The organism is Dyella nitratireducens (assembly GCF_014642835.1).
Lineage (GTDB): Bacteria > Pseudomonadota > Gammaproteobacteria > Xanthomonadales > Rhodanobacteraceae > Dyella_B > Dyella_B nitratireducens.
This window is the reverse complement of the sequence record NZ_BMJA01000005.1, coordinates 1-22114: the sequence shown is the minus strand read 5'-3', so window position 1 is coordinate 22114 and position 22114 is coordinate 1. Positions and strand designations below refer to the sequence as shown.

20 protein-coding genes are annotated in these 22114 nt (G+C 60.7%); 10 read left to right on the top strand and 10 right to left on the bottom strand.

Features of this window, described 5'->3' with window-relative positions:
- Window positions 1-79: 79 nt before the first annotated feature.
- On the bottom strand, window positions 80-1567 hold the full coding sequence (gene pdxR, locus IEX75_RS20445) for a MocR-like pyridoxine biosynthesis transcription factor PdxR (RefSeq protein ID WP_229720995.1): 1488 nt from the start codon (window positions 1565-1567) through the stop codon (window positions 80-82).
- A 187-nt stretch (window positions 1568-1754) separates the two neighbouring features.
- Here pdxR and IEX75_RS20440 point away from each other — a divergent pair, with 187 nt between their 5' ends.
- Entirely contained in the window at window positions 1755-2918 is a 1164-nt protein-coding gene (locus tag IEX75_RS20440) for a hypothetical protein (protein WP_188797238.1), read from the top strand.
- 62 nt (window positions 2919-2980) lie between these two features.
- Here the strand turns inward: IEX75_RS20440 and IEX75_RS20435 are convergent, their stop codons facing one another.
- The 3 genes from IEX75_RS20435 to IEX75_RS20425 form a co-directional block, all read right to left on the bottom strand.
- A complete protein-coding gene (locus IEX75_RS20435; RefSeq protein ID WP_188797236.1) occupies window positions 2981-5005 on the bottom strand; it encodes a sodium-translocating pyrophosphatase in 2025 nt (674 codons plus the stop codon).
- 181 nt (window positions 5006-5186) lie between these two features.
- Window positions 5187-6821, bottom strand: coding sequence for a family 20 glycosylhydrolase (locus IEX75_RS20430; RefSeq protein ID WP_188797234.1), 1635 nt, complete (start codon window positions 6819-6821; stop codon window positions 5187-5189).
- Between the two features lie 131 nt (window positions 6822-6952).
- Window positions 6953-8230 carry a 6-phosphofructokinase gene (locus IEX75_RS20425; RefSeq protein WP_188797232.1) on the bottom strand — a complete coding sequence of 426 codons (1278 nt, stop codon included), beginning with the start codon at window positions 8228-8230 and terminating at the stop codon, window positions 6953-6955.
- A 351-nt stretch (window positions 8231-8581) separates the two neighbouring features.
- Here IEX75_RS20425 and IEX75_RS20420 point away from each other — a divergent pair, with 351 nt between their 5' ends.
- Together IEX75_RS20420 and mpl are read left to right on the top strand one after the other, a co-directional pair.
- Entirely contained in the window at window positions 8582-9166 is a 585-nt protein-coding gene (locus IEX75_RS20420; protein WP_188797230.1) for an adenylate kinase, read from the top strand.
- 141 nt (window positions 9167-9307) lie between these two features.
- Window positions 9308-10663: a UDP-N-acetylmuramate:L-alanyl-gamma-D-glutamyl-meso-diaminopimelate ligase gene (mpl, locus tag IEX75_RS20415; RefSeq protein WP_188797228.1), complete on the top strand. Its 1356-nt coding sequence runs from the start codon at window positions 9308-9310 to the stop codon at window positions 10661-10663.
- A gap of 20 nt (window positions 10664-10683) precedes the next feature.
- On the opposite strand, the gene IEX75_RS20410 is transcribed toward mpl, so the two are convergent.
- Both IEX75_RS20410 and IEX75_RS20405 read right to left on the bottom strand, forming a co-directional pair.
- Complete coding sequence (locus tag IEX75_RS20410) at window positions 10684-12099, bottom strand: hypothetical protein (RefSeq protein ID WP_188797226.1); 1416 nt, start codon at window positions 12097-12099, stop codon at window positions 10684-10686.
- On the bottom strand, window positions 12096-13031 hold the full coding sequence (locus IEX75_RS20405; RefSeq protein WP_188797224.1) for an ABC transporter ATP-binding protein: 936 nt from the start codon (window positions 13029-13031) through the stop codon (window positions 12096-12098). Before IEX75_RS20405 ends, IEX75_RS20410 begins: the two co-directional genes overlap by 4 nt.
- A gap of 98 nt (window positions 13032-13129) precedes the next feature.
- Between IEX75_RS20405 and IEX75_RS20400 the strand changes: the two genes are divergently transcribed.
- From IEX75_RS20400 to IEX75_RS20390, 3 genes are all read left to right on the top strand, one after another.
- Window positions 13130-13711 (top strand): LON peptidase substrate-binding domain-containing protein, encoded by a 582-nt coding sequence (locus IEX75_RS20400; protein ID WP_229720994.1) that lies wholly within the window; start codon window positions 13130-13132, stop codon window positions 13709-13711.
- A 12-nt stretch (window positions 13712-13723) separates the two neighbouring features.
- Window positions 13724-14542 carry an SDR family oxidoreductase gene (locus IEX75_RS20395; RefSeq protein WP_188797219.1) on the top strand — a complete coding sequence of 273 codons (819 nt, stop codon included), beginning with the start codon at window positions 13724-13726 and terminating at the stop codon, window positions 14540-14542.
- A 251-nt stretch (window positions 14543-14793) separates the two neighbouring features.
- Window positions 14794-16137 carry a sigma-54 dependent transcriptional regulator gene (locus IEX75_RS20390; protein ID WP_188797217.1) on the top strand — a complete coding sequence of 448 codons (1344 nt, stop codon included), beginning with the start codon at window positions 14794-14796 and terminating at the stop codon, window positions 16135-16137.
- Between the two features lie 47 nt (window positions 16138-16184).
- On the opposite strand, the gene IEX75_RS20385 is transcribed toward IEX75_RS20390, so the two are convergent.
- Together IEX75_RS20385 and IEX75_RS20380 are read right to left on the bottom strand one after the other, a co-directional pair.
- The gene (locus tag IEX75_RS20385) at window positions 16185-16430 is read right to left on the bottom strand and encodes a hypothetical protein (RefSeq protein ID WP_188797215.1); all 246 of its coding nucleotides are present in this window, start codon (window positions 16428-16430) and stop codon (window positions 16185-16187) included.
- 12 nt (window positions 16431-16442) lie between these two features.
- On the bottom strand, window positions 16443-16823 hold the full coding sequence (locus IEX75_RS20380; RefSeq protein WP_188797213.1) for a hypothetical protein: 381 nt from the start codon (window positions 16821-16823) through the stop codon (window positions 16443-16445).
- 339 nt (window positions 16824-17162) lie between these two features.
- Between IEX75_RS20380 and IEX75_RS20375 the strand changes: the two genes are divergently transcribed.
- Complete coding sequence (locus IEX75_RS20375) at window positions 17163-18401, top strand: acetylornithine transaminase (RefSeq protein WP_188797211.1); 1239 nt, start codon at window positions 17163-17165, stop codon at window positions 18399-18401.
- Window positions 18402-18434: 33 nt separating this feature from the next.
- The gene (locus IEX75_RS20370; protein WP_188797209.1) at window positions 18435-18854 is read left to right on the top strand and encodes a VOC family protein; all 420 of its coding nucleotides are present in this window, start codon (window positions 18435-18437) and stop codon (window positions 18852-18854) included.
- A 58-nt stretch (window positions 18855-18912) separates the two neighbouring features.
- Here the strand turns inward: IEX75_RS20370 and IEX75_RS20365 are convergent, their stop codons facing one another.
- Window positions 18913-19773, bottom strand: coding sequence for an ion transporter (locus IEX75_RS20365; RefSeq protein ID WP_188797207.1), 861 nt, complete (start codon window positions 19771-19773; stop codon window positions 18913-18915).
- Between the two features lie 5 nt (window positions 19774-19778).
- On the bottom strand, window positions 19779-21062 hold the full coding sequence (gene hemL, locus IEX75_RS20360; protein ID WP_188797205.1) for a glutamate-1-semialdehyde 2,1-aminomutase: 1284 nt from the start codon (window positions 21060-21062) through the stop codon (window positions 19779-19781).
- A gap of 210 nt (window positions 21063-21272) precedes the next feature.
- Between hemL and IEX75_RS20355 the strand changes: the two genes are divergently transcribed.
- Together IEX75_RS20355 and IEX75_RS20350 are read left to right on the top strand one after the other, a co-directional pair.
- Complete coding sequence (locus IEX75_RS20355) at window positions 21273-21467, top strand: rubredoxin (protein ID WP_188797203.1); 195 nt, start codon at window positions 21273-21275, stop codon at window positions 21465-21467.
- Window positions 21468-21570: 103 nt separating this feature from the next.
- Window positions 21571-21738, top strand: coding sequence for a hypothetical protein (locus IEX75_RS20350; protein ID WP_188797201.1), 168 nt, complete (start codon window positions 21571-21573; stop codon window positions 21736-21738).
- Window positions 21739-22114 lie beyond the last annotated feature (376 nt).

The window sequence follows — 22114 nt, the reverse complement described above, 5'->3', positions numbered from 1 at the left end:
CGTGGTGAGGCACGAGGAGAGTCCTCGCGCGGAATGCTGAGCATGCATGTCCAGCGATGCAAAACGCCAGTGGGAAAAGTCAGATCTGCACGGGCGGCGGATCATGTCCGATAGCGCCGGGAGATGCCGCCCGGGACAGCTTGGGCGAGCGGGTACCGAGTTCCGCCAAAGCGCGGGCCATGCGCCGTACGGCTTCATCGAGTTCGGCCTCGTCGAGGTAGCTGAAGCCAAGCCGTAAATACGGCTGCTCACGTTGATGGAAGTCGTAACGTCTGGCGCCGAAGAATTGCACGCCGATGCGTTTACCTTGCTCGCTCCAGCGTTCGATCGCGATGGCATCGTCGACGCGTGCCCACAGTCCCATGCCGCCTTCCGGAACTCGAAATTGCAGGGCGCTCCCGAGATGACGCCGCAAGGCCTCTGCCAGCACGTCACGGCGCGCTGCGTAGGTGCGACACATGCGGCGCATATGGCGCAATAGCTCGCCATCTTCAAACAATTCGGCGATGGCGCATTCCATGGCGACATCACTGCGCGGATCGCAGGCTGCACGCAGGCCGGCAAGATGGCCGAACGTCGCCGCCGGCGCGTGGATGAAACCGGTGCTGATGCCTGGTGCCAGCAGGTTGGAAAGCGAGCCGATATAGATCACGTTGGCGCGATCTTGTCCCGAGGCAATCGGAAGAACAGGTTTGCCGGCGTAATGGAATTCATGATCGTAGTCGTCTTCGATCACGGCGAATTGATGCGATAAGGCTAGTGCGGCGAGCCGCTCGCGGCGCTTGGGCGACATCACGCAAGTGGTAGGAAACTGATGATGCGGCGTGACGAAAACGGCACGAATGCGCTGATGTTTTAGTGCATCTTCCAGCGCATCCACGTTCAGTCCTTCATCGTCCACTGGCAATGGCATCAATTGCGCACCCGCCAGGCGTAGCACGCTCCACGCAGGCGGATAGCCGAAGGCTTCCACCGCCACCACGTCGCCGGGCTTGAGCAGCATGCGCGCCACCAGATCGATGCCCTGTTCGAGGCTGCGCGTCACCATCAGGTTGTCGGGCGTGGCAGGCAGGGCACGCGTGCTACGCAGCATCTTTGCCAGCTCATCACGCAGACGGTGGTGGCCGCAAGGATCTGCATATCCGATCAGCGAACGGCCGCGTTGCACGATCGCGCGCCGCAGCGCGCGAGTGAAGGCTTCGGCAGGGAACAGCCGCGCATCCGGCAAGCTATGCGCAATCATCAAGCTGCCAGGTGGCGGCAGTTTGACGGCAGGCGCAGTGTGAGCGGGCTCTGCGAGAGCGTAGGTCGGGTTGTTTGCTGGAATGTCTTTCGTAGCTGGCGCAGCACGGACATCCGGCGGCAGGGAGGCGGCAACGAAAGTGCCGCCGCCGATGCGCGTTTGCACCAGGCCTTCTGCGGCAAGTTCTTCATAGCCCGCCACGATGGTGTTGCGATTCACGCCAAGCTGTTCGGCCAGTTCACGCGTACCGGGCAGCGGTTCGCCGGCTCTCAGCCGTCCGCGGCGGATATCGCCAGCAATCGCCCGCGCGAGCTGCAGAAACATCGGCAGTTCGTGTTGGGGATCGAGCGCTATGGTCAATGCCCAGCGGCGCATGCCGGAACTATAGCGCCGACTGGACTAGCCGGCGTCGTAAAAGTGGCCCTTTTGGCCATACCCCTGGAGCGCCAGGCTTGGCTCGTTCGTCCTCACGGCTGATTCCAGCCTCGCAACGTGAATGAAGGAGCATCCCATGCGTCGTATAACGAGCGTGTTAGTGGTGGCTTTGTGCGTGATGGGTACGTCAATGCCGGCAGCTGCGGCAGGCCGATACCAGGTCCGCAATCTCGGTTCGTTGGGTGGCACGTCGAGTGCCGGCATCAGCATCAATAACGGTGGATTGGTCAGCGGCTTTTCCAATCTGCCAGGTAACCAGAACATGCATGCCGCGCTTTGGCTGGGCGGTTCGGCGTTTGACCTCGGCACCTTGGGCGGCGCCAACAGTGGAATTACCTGGCCGGTGAAAAACGATACTGGCGTGCTGGTCGGCATTGCCGAAACGGCGCAGGTAGATCCCCTGGGTGAGAACTGGAGTTGTTCGGCATTCTTCCCCACGGTGACAGGACACACCTGCCTGGGTTTCGTTTGGCGGTGGGGCCATATGCAGGCTTTGCCCACGCTCGGCGGCAACAATGGTTTCGCTGCTGGTGCGAACAATCTGGGTTTGATCGTCGGATGGGCTGAAAACGCAGTGCACGATCCCACCTGCGATCCCGCGGCCAAGCAAGTACTGCAGTTCAAGCCGGTGGTGTGGGGCCCCGCTGATGATGATATTCGCGCGCTGCCGGTCATCCAGGGCGACACCTCCGGCGCGGCGACCGCCATCAACGATCAGGGTCAGATCGTCGGTATTTCGGGGCTATGCGATCAAGCGGTGGGCCGCTATTCGGCTATTCATGCGGTGATGTGGCAACACCACCACGTGATCGATCTGGGCAATCTCGGCGTATTGGCGTGGAACACGCCTATGGCGATCAACGAGCATGGTGTTGTGGTTGGTTTTGCCAACGTACCTGGTGGTGGAAGTGCAGGGAATTTCAATGCGCACGCGTTTATCTGGACGGCGGCTGCCGGCATGCGCGATCTGGGTACACTGCCGGGCGATGCCATCAGCGAAGCGCTGGGTATCAATGATCAAGGTGTGATCGTCGGTGAATCATGCGGTGCCAATGGATGTCGCGCGGTGAGGTGGCGCAACGGCAGCATCGTCGATCTCAATACATTGGTTGCGCCCGGATATACCGATCAACTCGTGTACGCGAACGACATCAATGATGCGGGTGAAATCACCGGGCAATCGACGAACGCAACGACAGGTGTCAGTTCGACGTTTCTGGCGATTCCTGACGGCTTTTAGAGGTAGCTTGCGCGGCAGCCTCGAACCCGGCGTGTCATCACCGGGTTCGAGGCGTGTTGTGCTTACAGCAATGGAATCAGCAATAGCGCCACGATATTGATGATCTTGATCAACGGATTCACAGCCGGACCGGCCGTGTCCTTGTAAGGATCGCCGACCGTATCACCGGTGACTGCAGCCTTGTGCGCATCCGAGCCTTTACCGCCGAAATTGCCGTCTTCGATGTATTTCTTGGCGTTGTCCCAGGCGCCGCCGCCGGTGGTCATCGAGATGGCCACGAACAAGCCGGTGACGATGGTGCCGATCAGCATGCCGCCGAGTGCGACGGGGCCGAGCGCGAAGCCGACGATGATCGGCACCAGCACCGGCAGCAGCGAGGGAATCAGCATTTCGTTGATCGCCGACTTGGTCAGCAGGTCTACCGCACGAGAGTAGTCCGGCTTGGTGGTGCCCTCCATGATGCCGGTGATCTCGCGGAATTGGCGGCGTACTTCTTCCACCACCGCGCCCGCGGCACGACCCACCGCTTCCATCGCCATCGCACCGAACAGGTACGGGATCAGGCCACCAATCAACAAGCCTACGATCACGCGGTGATCGGAAAGATCGAAGGCAAAGGTGGTGCCCGCATGCTCCAGCGACAAGCGGTGCGTGTAATCGGCAAACAGCACCAGTGCGGCCAGGCCGGCCGAACCGATCGCGTAGCCCTTGGTGACAGCCTTGGTGGTGTTGCCCACCGCGTCCAACGGATCGGTCACGCCGCGGACGTCTGGCGGCAGTTCGGCCATTTCGGCGATGCCTCCGGCGTTGTCGGTGATAGGACCGTAAGCGTCGAGTGCCACGACCATGCCCGTCATCGACAGCATTGCGGTGGCGGCCACGGCAATGCCGTACAAACCTGCCAGCGCATAGGCGCCCCAGATGGCCGCACAGACGGCGAGTACCGGCAGCGCGGTCGATTTCATCGACACACCAAGTCCGGCGATGATGTTGGTCGCGTGACCGGTGGTCGAAGACTTCGCCACGTGGCGCACGGGGGCATATTCGGTGGCGGTGTAGTACTCGGTAATCACCACGATGACGCCGGTCAACACCAACCCGATCAGCGCGCTGCCGTACAGGCGCGTGACGCCCAGTGTGGCATCGGCCATCAGCGTCTTGGTGATCGGCCAGAATGCAATGGCCGCCAGTACTGCGGAGATCACCACACCCATGTACAACGCGTTCATGATCTTCGTACCGCGTGCGCGTACGAAGAAGGTGCCGATCACCGAGGCGATGATCGAAGCGCCGCCGAGTAGCAGCGGATACAGCACCGCATTCGCACCGGCCTGCTCGCCGACCACGCCGCCGAGCAGCATGCTGGCAATCAGCGTCACCGCATAGGTTTCGAAAAGGTCGGCGGCCATGCCGGCGCAGTCACCGACGTTGTCGCCTACGTTGTCGGCGATGACCGCGGGATTGCGCGGGTCGTCTTCCGGGATGCCGGCTTCCACCTTGCCGACCAGGTCCGCGCCCACGTCGGCACCCTTGGTGAAGATGCCACCACCTAGACGCGCGAAGATCGAGATCAGCGAGGAGCCGAAGGCCAGGCCGATCATCGCATGCAAGGCACGGTCGTTGTCGTAGCCCATGTGCGTAAGCACTGCGAAATAACCGGCCACACCAAGCAGGGCCAGGCCGACCACCAGCATGCCGGTGATCGCACCGCCGCGAAATGCCACGTTCAAGGCGGAAGCCAGCCCGCTGCGTGCGGCTTCGGCGGTACGCACATTGGCGCGTACCGAGACGTTCATGCCGATATAACCGGTAGCGCCGGATAGCACTGCACCGATCAGAAAGCCGATGCCCGTCCCCCAGTCCAGGGCGAACCCGATAATGACCAGCAGCACCACGCCCACTAGCGCGATCGTGCGGTACTGGCGGTTGAGGTAGGCGCGCGCGCCTTCCTGGATAGCCGAGGCAATTTCCTGCATGCGAGGGTTGCCTGGTGATTTCGCCAGTACCCATCGCACGGAAAACGCCCCGTACAAAATCGCCACGACCGCGCAAGCTAACGCGATCCACAAGCCATACTGCTGCAGCATCGGTGCCTCCCCATCGTTGGTTGAACCAAGTGATTTGAAGCGGACTGATGGGGCAGTATAGACAGAGGTTCGCGATTTATTCGTTGTGCGTCGCAGCGGTCAAGCAGGTGCGACAATGTGTGCATCACATGGATCGCTGCATCCTGCCGCTGTCATCGACGCGCAACGAATCAGCGTCTTCTTAGTTCACGCCTGCCGGAGCAGGACCCACCCTTGACATGATGTCGACGAAGCCACTGCTCAACAGGCCGCGGTTGTACGAAGAAACGATCTTGGACGAGCCCCACACCTGCTGTGCAAACGTGCTGCGCCAGGGCGTGAACCGCTGGCTCACCTGGGTTTCCGTCAAAGCATTTGGACTGTCACACCAGATCGACAATTGCGCGCCGAGCATCGGCAGATAGGTAGGCAGCACGTAATCGCCACCGTTACCGGCGCTGCCCATGAAGGTGCGCGGCGCCCACGTTTCGTAAATGCCCTGCGGGTTTTTGGTCGGGCCGGTGCCTACCCCAGTATGGCTGGTGCCATCGAGAATGAAGTACAGATAATCGCCATTGACATTGATGATCGGATACCCCGCCTTGGCATAGTTACCGGCATTGGGTTTGGTGTCGTTCCAGCGGATCCAGTCGACGATTTGTGTAGAGGTGTTCAACGCCATAGCGCTGACGCCGTCGCCGGGGTAGATGTCGTCACTCCATACGGCAGGGGTCTTGCCGAGCGACGTCAACACACCGCCAAGTTCATTGAAATAGACATTGAAGCCATTGAAGAGCGTGGCATGGGGTCCGCCGATGGATTGTGCATAGGCGACCAACTGCGGTGCGCTCGTGGCGGTGACAAGATCGTTACCGGTTTGCCACGGGGCCGGAAAATATTCGTCGCCTCCGATATGGAAGCGTCGCCCGGGAAAGAGTTGAGCCACTTCGGTGAGGAGGGACGCCACATAGTGCCTGGCCGCGGGAATCGAATAGTCGATGTGATCGCTCAACCTGTCGCCGTTGGCAAGCTTGAGTTGCCACGGTGGGTGATTGGCCAGCAGTTTGGTGGCATGCGAAGGCGTATCAACATCCGGGATGATTTCGACGTGATAGCGGATGGCCACCGCGAGGATCGCTTGCACGTCGGCTCGGCTCAGCGAAGGCGACGTCGTGATGTCGGGATGGCCGGCCAATTGAATGCCGAAACCCGTGTTGTCGGAAATATGGAGCTGCAACACATTCAACTTCATCCACGCCATATCCCGAATGAGCTGCTCGATCCAGCCTGGCGTGAAATACTTGCGCGCAATATCCACCATGACGCCGCGATGCGCGTAGGCCGGCCAATCGACGACGGTGCCGGCATACTGTTTCCGGGTGCGCAGCGTTTGCAGGAGGGTGCGCGTTGCATAGAAAGCGCCAGCGACGCCTACGCCCTTGATCTGCAGGCCGTTTGCCACGGTGATCTGGTAACCCTCAGGGCTGCTGACGTCACTCACCGGACCCAAAAAAAGATGAATGTCTGCAGCTTGGGAAGTGACGCCCTGTACGACGGCGGGCGGCGTGCTTTCCCATCCTTCGGAAACCATTTCCTGTGCCAGCACGTTGGCAGCATCCTGAAGCTGCGCGGAAGCCGTTGCATCCAGCACGATGCGTGTGTTCGCGGCAGGTTTCCACACTGAGATGCCGGATGTGTATTGCTGGACGTTAGGGATCAGCGGCGTGGATGGCGGGCCGAAAAGGCTGGCTCTCGCCACGCCGGCGGGTATGGTCACACCGATCAAAAACGCGATGACAAATACCGCACTCATCCCGCGCTTTGCGCAGATACGCATGACGATATCCTCCGTGATGGAAAACAAAGACGGCCGGAACTCGAAATGACGCAGCAATGGGCTGCTTTTCAAATGTGAAAAGCAGCCCATTGCAGGTCTTTCTTGTGTAAGGCCCGTGTGAAGCGCAGGGCTCAGGTATGGAAGGCGGGCAATTTCGGCACGATGAGGTGATTTTTCAGCGCCGCGTACTTGGGCAAGCCCTCACGTCGATAGGGCGGCGGTGCCTCGCCGTGAATCAGCGGTGATAGATAGCGCCGCGCAGCGGCCGTGATGCCGAAGCCATCGCGGGCGATGAATTTGTCGGGCATTTTCTTTTCGTGATTGGCGATCTTTGTCAGTGGCGCTGGCTCAAGTTTCCAGCGATACGGCGCGTCGGACGTGCGCACGATCACCGGCATCACTGCATTCATGCCTGCCAGCGCGTAATCCACCGCCGCCTTGCCGACGGCATAGGCTTGATCGGCATCGGTCTTGGACGCCAGGTGACGCGCCGAGCGTTGCAGGTAATCGGGCAGCGCCCAGTGGTACTTGTAGCCGAGCTTCTCCTTCACCAGCGCGGCCAGCACCGGCGCGACACCGCCGAGCTGCGTATGACCGAACGCGTCACGCGTACCGGCTTCAGCCAGGAACTGGCCTTCGTGATTCTTGATGCCTTCGGAGGCGACCACCGTGCACCAGCCCACCCGTTCCACCGTGGCTTTCACCTTGGCGAGGAAGGCGGCTTCATCGAACACGCGCTCGGGGAACAGGATGATGTGCGGCGGTGCATCCGCGCCTTCGCCGGCCAGGCCCGACGCGGCAGCGATCCAGCCAGCGTGGCGGCCCATCACTTCCAGGATGAACACCTTGGTGGAGGTATCGGCCATGGAGGCCACGTCCAGGCTTGCCTCCAGGGTGGACACGGCGGTGTATTTCGCCACGGAGCCGAAGCCCGGGCAGCAGTCGGTCACGGCGAGATCGTTGTCCACCGTCTTGGGCACGCCGATGCAGCGGATGTCGTAATCCATGGATTGACCCAGCTGCGAAATCTTCAGCGCCGTGTCGGCCGAATCATTGCCGCCGTTGTAGAGGAACCAGCGGATGTCGTGCGCGCGGAACACCTCGATCAGCCGCTCGTACTCGGCGCGATTGGCATCGAGCGATTTCAGCTTGTAGCGGCAGGAGCCGAACGCGCCACCCGGCGTGTGCTTGAGCGCGGCGATGGCGGACGCCGTTTCCTTGGTGGTGTCGATCAGCTCTTCGCGCAACGCGCCGAGGATGCCGTTGTGTGCCGCGTACACGGGAATGCGATGCGCGCGCGCCGTTTGAATCACGCCGGCGGCAGTGGCATTGATCACGGCAGTCACCCCGCCTGACTGGGCGTACAACAGGCGACCGGTAACGGAACGGGCTTGAGAACCTCCTTTCATATTCCAAGCCCTCCGCACTGCGCCTGCGCGGCCGCCATGCGGCAGCGCGTGACTTGACCAGACAACCAGTCTGGCGCTGCGCCCCGTGCTACCACCTGACGACCGCGCAGGCGCAGTGCGAAGCACTTGGAATATGAAAGCAGGTTCTTGGACTTCATAAAATGCTCTCCGAAGGCCTATGACAATTCGACTTCAATCACGGATCGCATATATATCAGCGACTTGGCGTGAATTTGGGGCGTACTTCGTTTGACGGCACCCCCTGCAGACGCTACCTTGACCGGCATTAAACTAAGGAATCCTTAGTAACTGCCGCAGTGTGCGACAGAACTCGGGGTCTTGTGGAGACATATGCGACTTGTCCTTCTTGGCGCGCCCGGCTCGGGCAAGGGTACCCAGGCGGCTCGGCTGAAGGCCGATCTCGGCGTGCCGCACATCTCGACCGGCGACATGCTGCGTGCAGCGGTGAAAGCAGGCACGCCACTCGGCATGAAGGCCAAGGCGGTGATGGACGCCGGCCAACTGGTCTCTGATGACATTCTGCTAGGTATGCTGGAAGAGCGCCTGGCGGAACCCGACACCCGACCCGGTTTCATCCTCGACGGCTACCCGCGCAACCTTGCGCAGGCCGATGCGCTGGATCACCTGCTCACCAAGATCGGCCAGCCATTGGATGCGGTGGTGAAGCTGGAAGTGCAGAACGAAGTGATCATCAAGCGCTGCGAAATCCGCTTTGCCGCAGAACACCGCAAGGACGACGATCCGGTGGTGGTGCGCGATCGCCTGAAGGTCTACGCCGAGCAGACGGCGCCGGTGGCCGATTTCTTCGCGCGCCGCGGGAAGCTGCAGGTGGTGGACGGCGTGGGCGACCTGGATGAAGTCACGGCGCGCGTGAAGCGTGCGCTAGCGAATGAGACGGCGGCGGCTAACAGCTAAGTCGGCTTTTTTGCTCAAAGGCGCTAGCCTGTAGTTCTTGCCACAATGCTCGCATCCTCCTTGCCGTCATTCCTGCTTTTGCCGGAATGACGTCTTGCAAGCCAGGACCTTACGACAGCTTCGGAAACCACAGTAAACCGCATGCGTCTGCACATCCTCGGTATCTGCGGCACCTTCATGGGTGGCGTCGCCGCGTTGGCGCGCGAACTCGGCGAAACAGTGGAAGGTTCCGACGCCAACGTCTACCCGCCGATGAGCACCCAGCTCGAAGCGCTCGGCATCGAGTTGATGCAAGGCTACAAGGCCGAATACCTGCAGCCTTCGCCGGACCTGGTCATCGTCGGCAATGCGATGGTGCGCGGTAATCCCGCTGTCGAATACATGCTCAACCAGCAGTTGCGCTACGTGTCCGGCCCGCAATGGCTGGGCGAGCGTTTGCTGGTCGAGCGCGAAGTGCTGGCCGTGGCCGGCACGCATGGCAAGACCACCACCACCAGCCTGCTGGCCCATCTGCTCGACAGCGCAGGATTGGCTCCCGGTTTCCTGATTGGCGGCGTGCCCGGCAACTTCGGCATCTCCGCGCGGCTGGGGCAGGGCAGGCATTTCGTGATCGAGGCCGACGAATACGACAGCGCGTTTTTCGACAAGCGCTCGAAGTTCGTGCATTACAGACCGCGCATCGCCATCCTCAATAACCTCGAATACGACCACGCGGACATCTTTCCGGATGTCGCATCGATCCAGCGCCAGTTCCACCATCTTGTGCGCACGGTACCCGGTAACGGCAAGCTGGTCGTCAACGCGCACGATGCCTATCTCGCCGATGTGCTGGCGATGGGCTGCTGGACGCCGGTGGAAACCTTCGGCATAGGCAAAGGTGACTGGCAGGCACGCCTGGTCGAAGCGGATGGCTCGCACTTCGCCGTGCAGTACAAGGGTGAGTCGATCGGTGAAGTGAGTTGGCCGCTGCTCGGTGATCACAGCGTGATGAATGCGCTGGCTGCGTTGGCGGCGGCTACAGCGGCAGGTGCCGACCCGCGGGTGTTACTGGCGGCTTTTGGTACGTTCCAGAGTGTGAAGCGTCGCATGGAAGTGGTTGGCGACGTCGGCGGCGTGCGCATCTACGACGACTTCGCGCATCACCCCACGGCCATCGCCACCACGCTGGCTGGCTTGCGCGCGAAAGTGGGTAAGGCACGCATTCTCGTCGCACTGGAGCCGCGCTCCAACTCCATGCGTCTTGGCGCGCACGCTGAAGCATTGGCACCCTCATTGGCCGATGCCGACGCGGTGGTTTTCTTGCATCGCCCCGAATTGCCATGGGATGCCAGGCGCGTTACCGATGCGTTGCACGGACGCGCCAGCACAGCATCTACCGTCGACGAACTCCTTGCTGCGCTGAAAGCACAGGCGCATGCCGGTGACCACGTGGTGTTCATGTCCAACGGCGGCTTCGAGAACGCACCGCGTCGCTTCGTCGAAACGCTCGCTTCGTAGATTGGGCTTTCCAGCCTGCATCACCCGATAGGCGCATCGAAGCGTGGCGCACGTGATACATATTCGCGTTGCGCGGCAAACCACACGCCAAAGCCAAAACCCAGTGCAACCAGCACCAGCAAGCCACCGCCGATGACATAACCGACCGTGCTTACCAACCAATAGCCACCCCAATACACCGCCATGGTGCCGAACACCACCACAAGATTGACGATGGTGCGGCCCGTGGTGCCTTCCGGGCCGATCAGATGCACCGCAAGCGCCGCCAAGCTCGTGGCCAGCGAAACGATCGTCGCCACGAACAGCATCTGCCATGGATTCGGCGCATGCACGAGCACGATGCCGAACACGGTATACACCAGCGCGGTGAGCAGGCTGATCGGCACCAGGATAAGCAGCGCATCCGACATGGTTTGCTGATATTCGGCACGGGTTTCCGGTGCCAATGTCAGATAAAGATCGGCCATGTTCGGCCGCATGCGTACCATGCCGACGTTCAATTGCGGGAAGCGAGAAATGCTGAGCACGATCGCATACGCCCCCATGATCACCGGATTGAAATGCCGGCGATGCATGATCGCGATGAAATAAAAGCAGACGATGCCACCGACCAGCACGATGCGTAGTGCGATGGCCTCCGGGTTGTCGTTTGGCAGCAGTAATCGCCGTACCAGGATCATGCGCCGCTGAAAGTTTGGATGGCGCTGGTATGCCACCAGCGCGCGCTGCAGTGCGCGCTCCGCCAGCTGTTCGTAAAGCCTGGTGATGCGCTTGCCAAACATGCCCAGACGCCGTGGTTCGCCGGGCAGGGTGCGCGTCTGCGTACGGCCCAGGCTGGTGCTTTCCAGCGGCGATGCCTCGGTTTCGCGATCCTCGATTCGCAACAGCGGCGCAATGCTGAATCTCAACAACAAAGCAACGATGGCCAGCAGCAGCCATGGGGTGAGCGGCGAGTGCAGGGCTTCCTTGAAGAACGTGCTCAGGAATGATGGCATCCAGCCAAGCACCACAAAGAAGGGCCAGATATAGGCACCGGTGCGTGGGTTGCTACCCATCAGCAGGCCCGCGCCGGCGATGACCAGTAAACAGCAGGCCATCAGAAAAAGGTAGGAAGCGCCACCTATGGCAGCTACGGCCAGTGGCAGCAACACCCACATCGCGGCATCAATGACACCGTATTCCAGCAGTCGTCTGCGGAAATTGGGTAGCAGAAAGCTTTCCGGCACGCATACGCCGCGCAGGTTATAGCCTTGGCCGGTGTGCCACATCCAGGTGGCCACGGCGAACAGCGTGGCCGCTATAAAAACGAGTTCTTGGTCACCACGCAACCATCGCACCGCGAAGTACGCGGCGCCCAGGCGCAGCAGGTTTGCCAGCACTACCAACAAAGGCGTGCGGCGGAACAATTGCAACCAGAGCTGCCAAGCGATGGTCATGCCAGCTCCACGAACAGATCTTCCAGCGTGGGTGTTTCCACGTTCATGGTCGCGTTTTCGCGATCGGCGAGTGCATGCAGGCTATCCATGAGTGGATCTTCGACCAGCAGCACCGCCTGCTCGCCTTGCACGTGTGATTTCAAGCTGCCCGCAACCGTTGGCGCCTGCGTCCAGCCTTCCGTGCGCGTGAACACTACGCGCTTCAGCCGCTCACGCAGTTCGGCCAGCGGCCGCATGAATTGGATCCGGCCATCGCGCAGCAGCGCGATATCCGCGTCGGCGCGTTCGAGATCGGCGGTGATGTGAGTGGAAAAAATCACCGTCTTGCCCGGTGCGCGCATCAGTGTCAGCAACTCGCCCATGAAGGCGCGGCGTGCTTGCGGATCGAGGCTGGCCACCGGCTCGTCCAGCACGAGCAGATCCGGATCGGGCGCGATCGCACGCACGATCGCCAGCTTCTGGCGCTGGCCCTGCGAGAGCTCACCGATCTTCTGCTTGACGTCCAGTTCCCAGTTCGCCAGCAACCGTTCTACCAAGTCGTGGTTCCAGCGCACGTAAAACGCGGCGGTGAAATCAAGATAGGCCCGCACCTTCATCCATGGAAACAGATCGAAGGTCTGTGGCACGAAGCCGATGCGATGCATGCGTTCGCCGCCCGGTTCCAGCATCGGCTCGCCAAATAGCATGATGTCGCCGCCATCGATCGGTGACAGGCCGAGCAGACAGCGCAGCAGTGTGGTTTTGCCTGCGCCGTTGCGGCCAAGCAGGCCGATCACGCGTCCGCTTGGCACGCTCCAGTCCAGCGCGTTGAGCACGTGGCGCTTCTTGAAGGATTTGTCCAGGCCGCGAACCTCCAGCACGGGCGAAGCAGGCGCTTGCTGCACGAGTGTCGAGGCGGGGGGCGTGACGGTGGCCAGCGGTGTGACGGACATCCGGTAGAGCTTCCTGCGTGGACTCGGCGCACTCTGCCGTGTGCGATCTGACACGTCCAGTGGCTAATATGTTTGGCATGGCCGCCCAGGTACATTCCATGGAAGTCCCTTTGTTTCCGCTCGGTACCGTGCTGTATCCGGGCGGGCAATTGCAGTTGCGTATCTTCGAGCCGCGCTATCTGGATCTGGTGCGCGAATGCACCCGTCATGGCACGGCCTTCGGCGTCTGCCTCATCCTGGAGGGTACCGAGGTGGGGGCGCCGGCGCGTCCGGCGGCTATTGGCACGTTGGCACACATCGTGGATTTCAACCATCGCGACGATGGTCTGCTCGGTGTCGCCGCTGAAGGTGGTAGCCGTTTTCGCGTGTTGCGCACGCGCGCCCGCTCCGATGGCTTGCTACGCGGCGACGTGCAACTATGGCCCGACGAGCTGCCACAAGAGGTGCCTGTGGAATTCGCCTTGCTGCAGACCATCCTTGAGCGTTTGATTGAAACGATGGGGCAGCACTGGCGACATGCGCCGCGTACCTCTTATGACGATGCCGGCTGGTTGGGCTTTCGTCTTGCGGAACTGTTGCCCTTGGCGCGAGAAGAGCAACAACAGTTGCTGGAAATGACCGATCCGTTGCACCGATTGACGACACTGCGCGATATCTTGCCGCGCTTCCAAAAAGCCTGATTGAGCGTCCCTATGAGTACCTTGGCGGGAAAAACCTTGTTCATCACCGGTGCGTCGCGTGGCATTGGTCTTGCCATCGCACTGCGTGCCGCGCGTGATGGTGCCAATGTCGTGATCGCCGCCAAGAGCGGTGTGCCCAATCCTAAGCTGCCCGGCACCATTCATACCGCAGCGGCCGAAGTAGAAGCGGCCGGCGGCAAGGCGCTGGCGCTGAAAGTTGATATTCGCGAAGAGGAAGAGGTGCATGCTGCCGTTGCGCAAGCAGTGGAACGTTTCGGCGGCATCGATATCGTGATCAACAATGCCAGCGCCATCTGGCTTGCCGGTACCGAAGGCACGCCGATGAAGCGCTTTGATCTCATGCATCAGGTCAATACACGCGGCACATTCATGGTGACGCAGGCATGCTTGCCGCATTTGAAGAAGGCAAGCAACCCGCACGTGTTGATGTTGTCACCGCCGCCGAACCTCGATCCGAAATGGTTCGCACCGCATACCGCCTACACCATTGCCAAATACGGAATGAGTCTGTGCGTGCTCGGCATGAGCGCGGAATTCGTCCCGCTCGGCATTGCCGTGAATGCGCTGTGGCCCAGGACAGTCATTGCTACGGCAGCTATTGCCATGATTGACGGCGTGAAGCCCGAGCAATGCCGTCGTCCCGAGATCGTCGCGGATGCTGCCCATGTGCTGCTCACTCAGCCTGCCCGTCAATGCACTGGGCGTTTTGCGATTGACGAGGATGTCCTGCGCGAAGCAGGAATACGCGATTTCGACCATTACGCCTATAAGCTTGATGCGGCGTTGCTGCCCGATCTGTTTTTGAACTGACGCGTTTAAGAACTTGGCTGTCATCAGGTCGCCGCCATTGGGCGCTTAAGATGGGCATCCCTGCCATCCGGAATTGATGTAATGGGAAGGGGATTTAGTTTGCTTAAAGAGTGATCACCCGCGATATTCGGGTGTATATTCTGTGAACGGCGTCGAAGTTTTCGGCGCGTGCTGGCCAGGGCGCGGGGGCGATGGCCTGCTGCGGGACGTAGCAGGTGCTGTGGGCCAGCCACCTGGAGGGAGGCGTTGCGATGATCAGCGATACATCGATCCGCTGTTTGGTGTGGTTCGGGGAGCCAACGAGCGTCGAAAGAGCACGTTTGGCGCAGGCGGGTTGGCATACGCGCGTTGCGGATGCGAGTGCGCAGGGAGGCGGCATCGGCATCCGGCGAGGCGATACGGTCGTTGCGATGGCGGACGTGCGCATGTCGAATACCGACAGCTTGCGCAGCATGGCCAAATTGATGGCCGATCATCCGCGTATTCCATGGCTGGCATTGCTTTCCACCGAAACCTCGGTGCAGACACCGGAAATGGAGCGCGTGTTGCGCGCCAGCATCGATTTCTTTACCGCACCGATCGATATGCAGCGGTTGATCGAAACGCTCGGCAAGCTGGCCGGCGATGCGCCGCCACCAGTGATTGCCCATGCGGACGTACCCGGCATTACCGGCAACAGTGCGGCGATGATGGCGGTGGTGGCGAGCCTGCGCAAATACGCGCCGGTAGATCTGCCGGTGCTGATCACCGGTGAAACTGGCACGGGCAAGGAAGTGGCTGCGCGCGCACTGCATAAATTATCGCCGCGTCGTGATCGTCCCTTTGCGGCCATCAATTGCGGTGCGCTGCCCGCCAATCTCGTGCAGTCGGAATTATTCGGGCACGAGCGTGGTTCGTTCACGGGTGCGAATGCGCGGCGCATCGGTCATTTCGAGGCGGCAGCGGGCGGCACGGTATTTCTGGATGAAGTCGGCGATCTGCCGCCGGATGCGCAGATCAGCCTGTTGCGTTTGTTGCAGGAAGGCACGTTGGAGCGCGTGGGTTCCACGCAATCGATCAAGCTGGATGTGCGCGTGCTCGCCGCCACGCACGTGGATCTTGAAAAAGCAGTGGCGCAAGGCCGTTTCCGCGAAGATTTATATTACCGTCTCAATGTGTTGCGACTGCGTATGCCGGCGTTGCGCGAGCGTGCGGACGATGTGTTGCAGCTGGCGCAGATATTCCTCGACAGCTTCCGCAAGCAGCACGACTGCCATGCGCGCACTTTCAGCGCGCTGGCACGCAAGGCGCTGCGTGACTTCTCCTGGCCGGGCAACGTGCGCGAACTGCTTAATCGCGTGCAACGGGCGGCAGTGGTGGCGGAGGGTGCGCAGATCAGCGTGGCAGATCTGGATCTGGAAGAGGTGGTCGCGCCGCGACCGGGGCACTCCAGCCTTGGCCTGATGCGCACGTCGGCTGAGCGCGATGCGGTGATGGCGTGTTTGCGCGAAACACGCTTCAACATCAGCGAGTGCGCACGGCGTTTGAAGGTGTCGCGCGTGACGATCTACCGGTTGTGCAAGAAGCATCAGCTGGTGCTGGAAGACTTGCACTGAGTCAGCCAAAAAGAGCCCCTCTTCCGCAGTGAGAGGGGCGTGGCTTGTCACCACTGGAACATATATCGCACCTTGAAGGTTGAGGTGAAAGCCGGTGTGTCCGGTGTCATGCTCATGCCCGGCACCGTCACGAAGGTGGTGTGTGAATTCAACGCCAGTAATCCATCGAGCGTCAGTTCGACGCGATCAAGGGAAGACCCCCGGCTCGCAGGGGACGAGCCGGGGGCTTCCACATGGTGCCCGGCGGCATGTCGCCGGGTTACCGCCCTCATTGCCGTCTTGCGACGGCGCATTCTTTTACGCCATTACGGGTTAGAAACACCCATGGCGAGGCTATCGCTCTGCATATTTCCCGTACCCGCTGTCTGGTTCAGGCCGACGTTGCTGCTTGCATTGGCGAGCACATGACCCGACAAGCTGCTGTTGTTACTGGCGTTGACCGGGTCGCTGCACCAACCCAACTTGCCAGGATCGTTGTCACGGTTGCCGGACCATTTCTGGTCGAGGGCTGACGTTGCTACGGTGCAATTTATATTGCTCGCGGTGGCTGCCGAGAGCTGACTCAACTGTTTGATGCGGGCGCCGTCGGCGAAGCACAGTGAGGAAAGCAGCATGCCCAGCAATCCCGCATAGGCGAGTGCCGCGCGGATTTCCACGTGGCGATGTGAATGCTGGCATGTGTCCATGAGTGAGCCTCTCCTTTCTAAGTCCCCCTTTGATGGACTAAGGGCAAGTCTCGTGCCAGCAACAAAAAGCCCTGAGAAATGAAGGTTTGGCGAGCGAATTCGCAGAATCGGACAGTGGCCCGCGTGTGCAGGGCTGTTACAGTCGGTCTGACGCTTGCATCGTGATGGATGGTGCTGCGAAGCGATTTTCAGCAGATGTAACGGTTCTGATACAGGTCGCGTCGCGTTGGACAACGCCGGCGTATGTTGGCCAGGGATGCTTGCTGCTAGGATGGCTTTTCCCTATTTCGCAACGTTTCCGTCCGATTGGCGTGGCTATGGCCAGGCCAAGGACCATGTATGTATTTAACACAGGAGTCTTCGGTGTCGTCCCTCGTCGATCTTGGCAAGCGTTACTGGTTACCCATCTATAAGCCGCGCGAGCTGGTGCTCGACCGAGGACAGGGCGCACGCGTGTGGGATACCGAGCAGCGCGACTACATCGATTTCGGCGCCGGCATAGCGGTGAATGCATTGGGACATCAGGATCCCGATCTGCTGGCTGCCTTGACGGCGCAGGCGCACAAGCTCTGGCATAGCAGCAACGTGTTCTACACCGAACCGCCGTTGCACCTGGCGCAGGAGTTGGTGGAAGCATCGGGTTTTGCCGAGCGCGTGTTTCTCTGCAACTCCGGGGCTGAAGCGAACGAAGCGGCGATCAAGCTGGTGCGCAAGTGGGCCGCGGCGCAGGGCCGGGCGCCGGAGCAGCGGGTGATCATCACGTTCCGCGGTTCATTCCATGGCCGTACCTTGGCCACGGTCACGGCCACCGCGCAGCCGAAATACCAGGAAGGTTATGAGCCGCTTCCGGGTGGTTTCCGCTATCTGGAGTTCAACGATATCGCTGCGCTCGAAGCAGCCTTTGCGCTTGGCGATGTTGCTGCCGTCATGCTCGAACCGGTGCAGGGCGAGGGCGGCGTGCTGCCTGCAGCGCCTGGTTTCATCAAGCGCGTCCGTGAACTGTGCGATGCACACGATGCGCTGCTGGTGCTGGACGAAATCCAATGCGGCATGGGGCGTACCGGTACGCTGTTTGCACACGTGCAGGATGGTGTGACGCCGGATATCGTGACGCTCGCCAAGGCTTTGGGCTGCGGCTTCCCGATTGGCGCCATGCTTGCCGGATCGAAGGTGGCGCAAGTGATGCAGTTTGGTGCCCACGGGACCACATTCGGTGGCAATCCCATGGCTGCCGCTGTCGCGCGCGCAGCGCTGCGCAAGCTGTCGTCGCCGGAATTGCTGGCGAATGTGCGGCGTCAATCCGCCAAGCTGCAGGAGGCGTTGAGTGCGATTGGCTCGGAGCTAGGCGTGTTTTCCGAAGTGCGTGGACGTGGTCTGATGCTGGGGGCCGTGTTGACCGAGGCCTATCGCGGTAAAGCGGGCGAGGTGCTCGATGTGGCCGCGTCGCACGGTCTGTTGGTGCTGCAGGCGGGCCCGGACGTGCTGCGTTTCGTGCCACCGCTGAACATCAGCGATGAAGAGTTGTCCGAGGGCCTGTCACGTCTGCACAACGCCCTGCGTGCTGTCGTGGCGAAATAGTTTGGGCAATCCGATGACTCAGGAAGCATCACGATGAAATATCTGCACAGCATGGTTCGCGTACGCAATCTGGATGCTTCGCTCCGTTTCTACTGCGAAGGGCTGGGGCTGAAAGAAGTGCGTCGCGTGGATGTGCCGCAAGGCAAATTCACGCTGGTTTACCTCGCTGCGCCAGAAAGTCCTGAATCGGAAGTCGAGCTGACCCATAACTGGAGTTCCGAAGAGGATTACGGTTCGGCTCGCAACTTCGGCCACCTTGCGTTCCAGGTCCAAGACATCTATGCGGCATGCGAGCATCTACAGTCGATGGGCTACACTATCAGTCGTCCGCCGCGAGACGGACATATGGCGTTTGTGCGTTCGCCGGATCTGATTTCGATCGAGCTACTGCAGGACGGACATTTGCCGCCGCGAGAGCCATGGGCATCGATGCCTAATGTGGGAAGCTGGTGAATCAAGGTGGGGAGACCTGGCGTCGCAATGTAGCGTGCGTTTTCCCATTCCCCGTTCTTCAATCCTCATTCTCAACCAGCGGTGTGCCGCATAGCCGGCAATAGGACGCATCGCCTTCATGATCGATCTGCCCGCAGTGCGGGCACGGCACATGTTTGCGGCGTGCGCGCATGCTGGCAGCCAGCTCCGCGGTAAAGATGCCCGTGGGCACGGCGATGATGCTGTAGCCGATCAGGATAATTAGCGACGTCAGCAATTTACCCAGGGCCGTTTTTGGCGTGATGTCGCCAAAACCGACGGTGGTCATGGTGACGATCGCCCAATACATGGAGGTGGGGATCGAGGTGAAGCCGTCTTCCGGCCCTTCGATCAGATACATCAGCGCGCCGAAGATCAGCACCAGGGTAAGAATGGCGCTGAAGAACACCAGTACCTTCCGGCGTGCACGCAACAGCGTGTACCACAGCATGTCTGCCTCGCCCACGTAGCGCGTGAGCTTGAGGATCCGGAAGATACGTAGGATACGCAGTGCGCGCACCACTAGCAGATATTGGCTGCCTGCCGCGATCAAGCTGATCCACGTCGGCAGCACGGCCAGTAGGTCGACCATGCCGAAGAAGCTGCGCATGTAGCGCCACGGGCGGGCGACCACCATGATGCGCATCGCGTATTCGAGCGTGAAAAGCAGGGTGAAGGCCCACTCCAACGCATAGAAGATCGTGCCGTAACGTACATGGGCCTGCGCGACGGTATCGAATATCGCCACCGCGATGCTACCCAGGATGGCGATGATCAGTAGTACATCAAAGCGCCGCCCTGCCGCATCGTCATGGCCAAAGATGATGTGGAACCAGCGGGCTCGCCATCCCCCTTGCAGGGCGGGGCCAAATTGATCGGCAAACGGCGAGCGTCCATGCATGATGATCAGCCTGCGCGTGCCAGCCGCATGGCGATGCGCGCCGCATCCAAGGTGGCGGCAATGTCTTCATCGCTGTGCGCGGAAGAAAGGAAGCCGGCTTCAAAGGCGCTGGGGGCGAGGAACACGCCATGCTCGAGCATGCCTTGGAAGAAGCGATTGAACATCGCCGCGTCGGCCGCGGTGGCATGTGCGTAGCTGCTCACTTTTTCGTGCGTGAAGAACAGTCCGAACATGCCGCCCACCCGGTTGGTACTGAATGGAACGCCTTCACCATCGGCTACCGCTTGCAAGCCGTCGGTCAGCAGGCGCGTACGTGCAGCCAGCGTGTCGTAGAAACCCGGTTCTTGCACCAGCTCCAGCATGGCCAGGCCGGCGGCCATCGCAACCGGGTTTCCACTTAGGGTGCCAGCTTGGTAGATCGGGCCAGCTGGTGCAATCTGTTCCATCAGATCTCGGCGTCCGCCGTAGGCGCCCACTGGCATGCCGCCGCCGATAATCTTGCCGAACGTAGAGAGGTCGGGCTCGATCCCATAGAGTGCCTGTGCTCCGCCAAGCGCGACGCGGAAGCCGGTCATCACTTCGTCGAAGATTAGCAGCGCGCCATGGTGCGTGCAGAGTTCGCGCAAACCTTCCAGATAGCCTTGCTGCGGCGGAATGCAATTCATATTGCCGGCGACTGGCTCAATGATCAGGCCGGCGATATCGCGGCCGTGTTCCGCAAATAACGCTTGCGCCGCCTGCAGGTCGTTGTAAGGCAGGGTCAGGGTGAGATCGGCATTCGCCGCTGGCACGCCGGGCGAGGTGGGTACGCCGAACGTCAACGCACCGGAGCCGGCTTTCACCAGGAAGCTGTCGCTATGCCCGTGATAGCAGCCTTCGAACTTCACGATCTTGTTGCGCCCCGTAGCCCCACGTGCCAGGCGGATGGCCGACATCGTCGCCTCGGTGCCGGAGTTGACCATGCGCACCATGTCCATCGATGGCACTAGGCGCGTAAGGGTCTCCGCCATCACGACTTCGGCTGGGCAAGGCGTGCCGAATGACAAGCCGTCCCGCACGGCGCGTTCGACTGCTTCGCGCACCTTCGGATGGTTATGACCCACGATCATCGGTCCCCACGAACCGACGTAGTCGATGTAACGCTTACCTTCCACGTCCCATAAATAAGCACCGTCTGCGCGCGCGGTGAAAAAGGGTTCACCGCCAACGGACTTGAAGGCGCGTACCGGGGAGTTCACGCCGCCGGGCAAGAGCTTCAGGGCGCGCTGGAATAGGTCATGGTTGGTCATGGCAACGACTCGATTCAGATGAGGGTCGGTCCGCGACATCAGGATCGCGGTCGGGGTGCGTTATTTTCCGGGCGATGTCCGTCGACTGCCAGCCGCGAGGACAAGGTGTGACGCTATGTCCGAAACACCCCGTAAAGACCTGTGCGACCGCTTTCGCATCGCCGGAGGAGTTGCGAGAATGTGCTATTCACTCTGATCTTGCGAGTCTCCATGAACCAAATTTCCACCGAAACCACCTTGCGCAAATGGATGTGCGTAGTCTGCGGCTTCATCTACGACGAGGCTGCAGGGCTGCCGGAAGAGGGTATCGAACCCGGCACGCGTTGGGAGGACGTGCCCGATACCTGGACGTGCCCCGATTGCGGCGCGACCAAGAGCGACTTCGAGATGGTCGAAATCGATTGATTTTGCCGCGCGCTGCCTGCAAATCGCCCGATTTCGCCAGCGCGCTTGCTTTTTTCCCTGCTGCAATGGTCCTCGTGCGGAACCCCACCCCCGAGGCACGGCCATGCAGCAATTCATTCCTTTCGAAGATGATTGGGACGCGCTGGAAAAGATGCGTCCCGAGGCGTTGATTCCTTATCGCGTCGGCTATGTGCCTGCGCATGAGGCCGGCCAATCGCAAGCGGATGTATCTGGAAAGGCGCCTGTGTGTCTGTTGGACGCTTTGAAATAATCCCTGCCTTTGGCGGCTTTGGCGGCTTTGGGGCCGCTTGAATCCGCGATAGCGGGGTTGGCCAGGTGGGCTCAATCACCTGGGTTCGCCACGTCCGCGGCGACATGAGGTTTCGGTTTTGCGGGTGCTGCGCCTGCCGCGCGAATTTTTCGCGCAGATTGCGCTCTTGCCCCTTCACAGAACTGTAAACCGGCGCTATGATTCCACCCCCTTCGACGAGACAAGCCCTTCGCGAAGGTTCCCCGAAAAACTCCGACAACAACTTCGAATTTGGGTGTTGACGGAAGCGTTAAGGGATGTAGAATGGGCGGCTCACCCGGGACGAAATGCTTCGGGGCGATCTTCAAGAGAAGGTTGCAAGTGATTGATCTTTGAC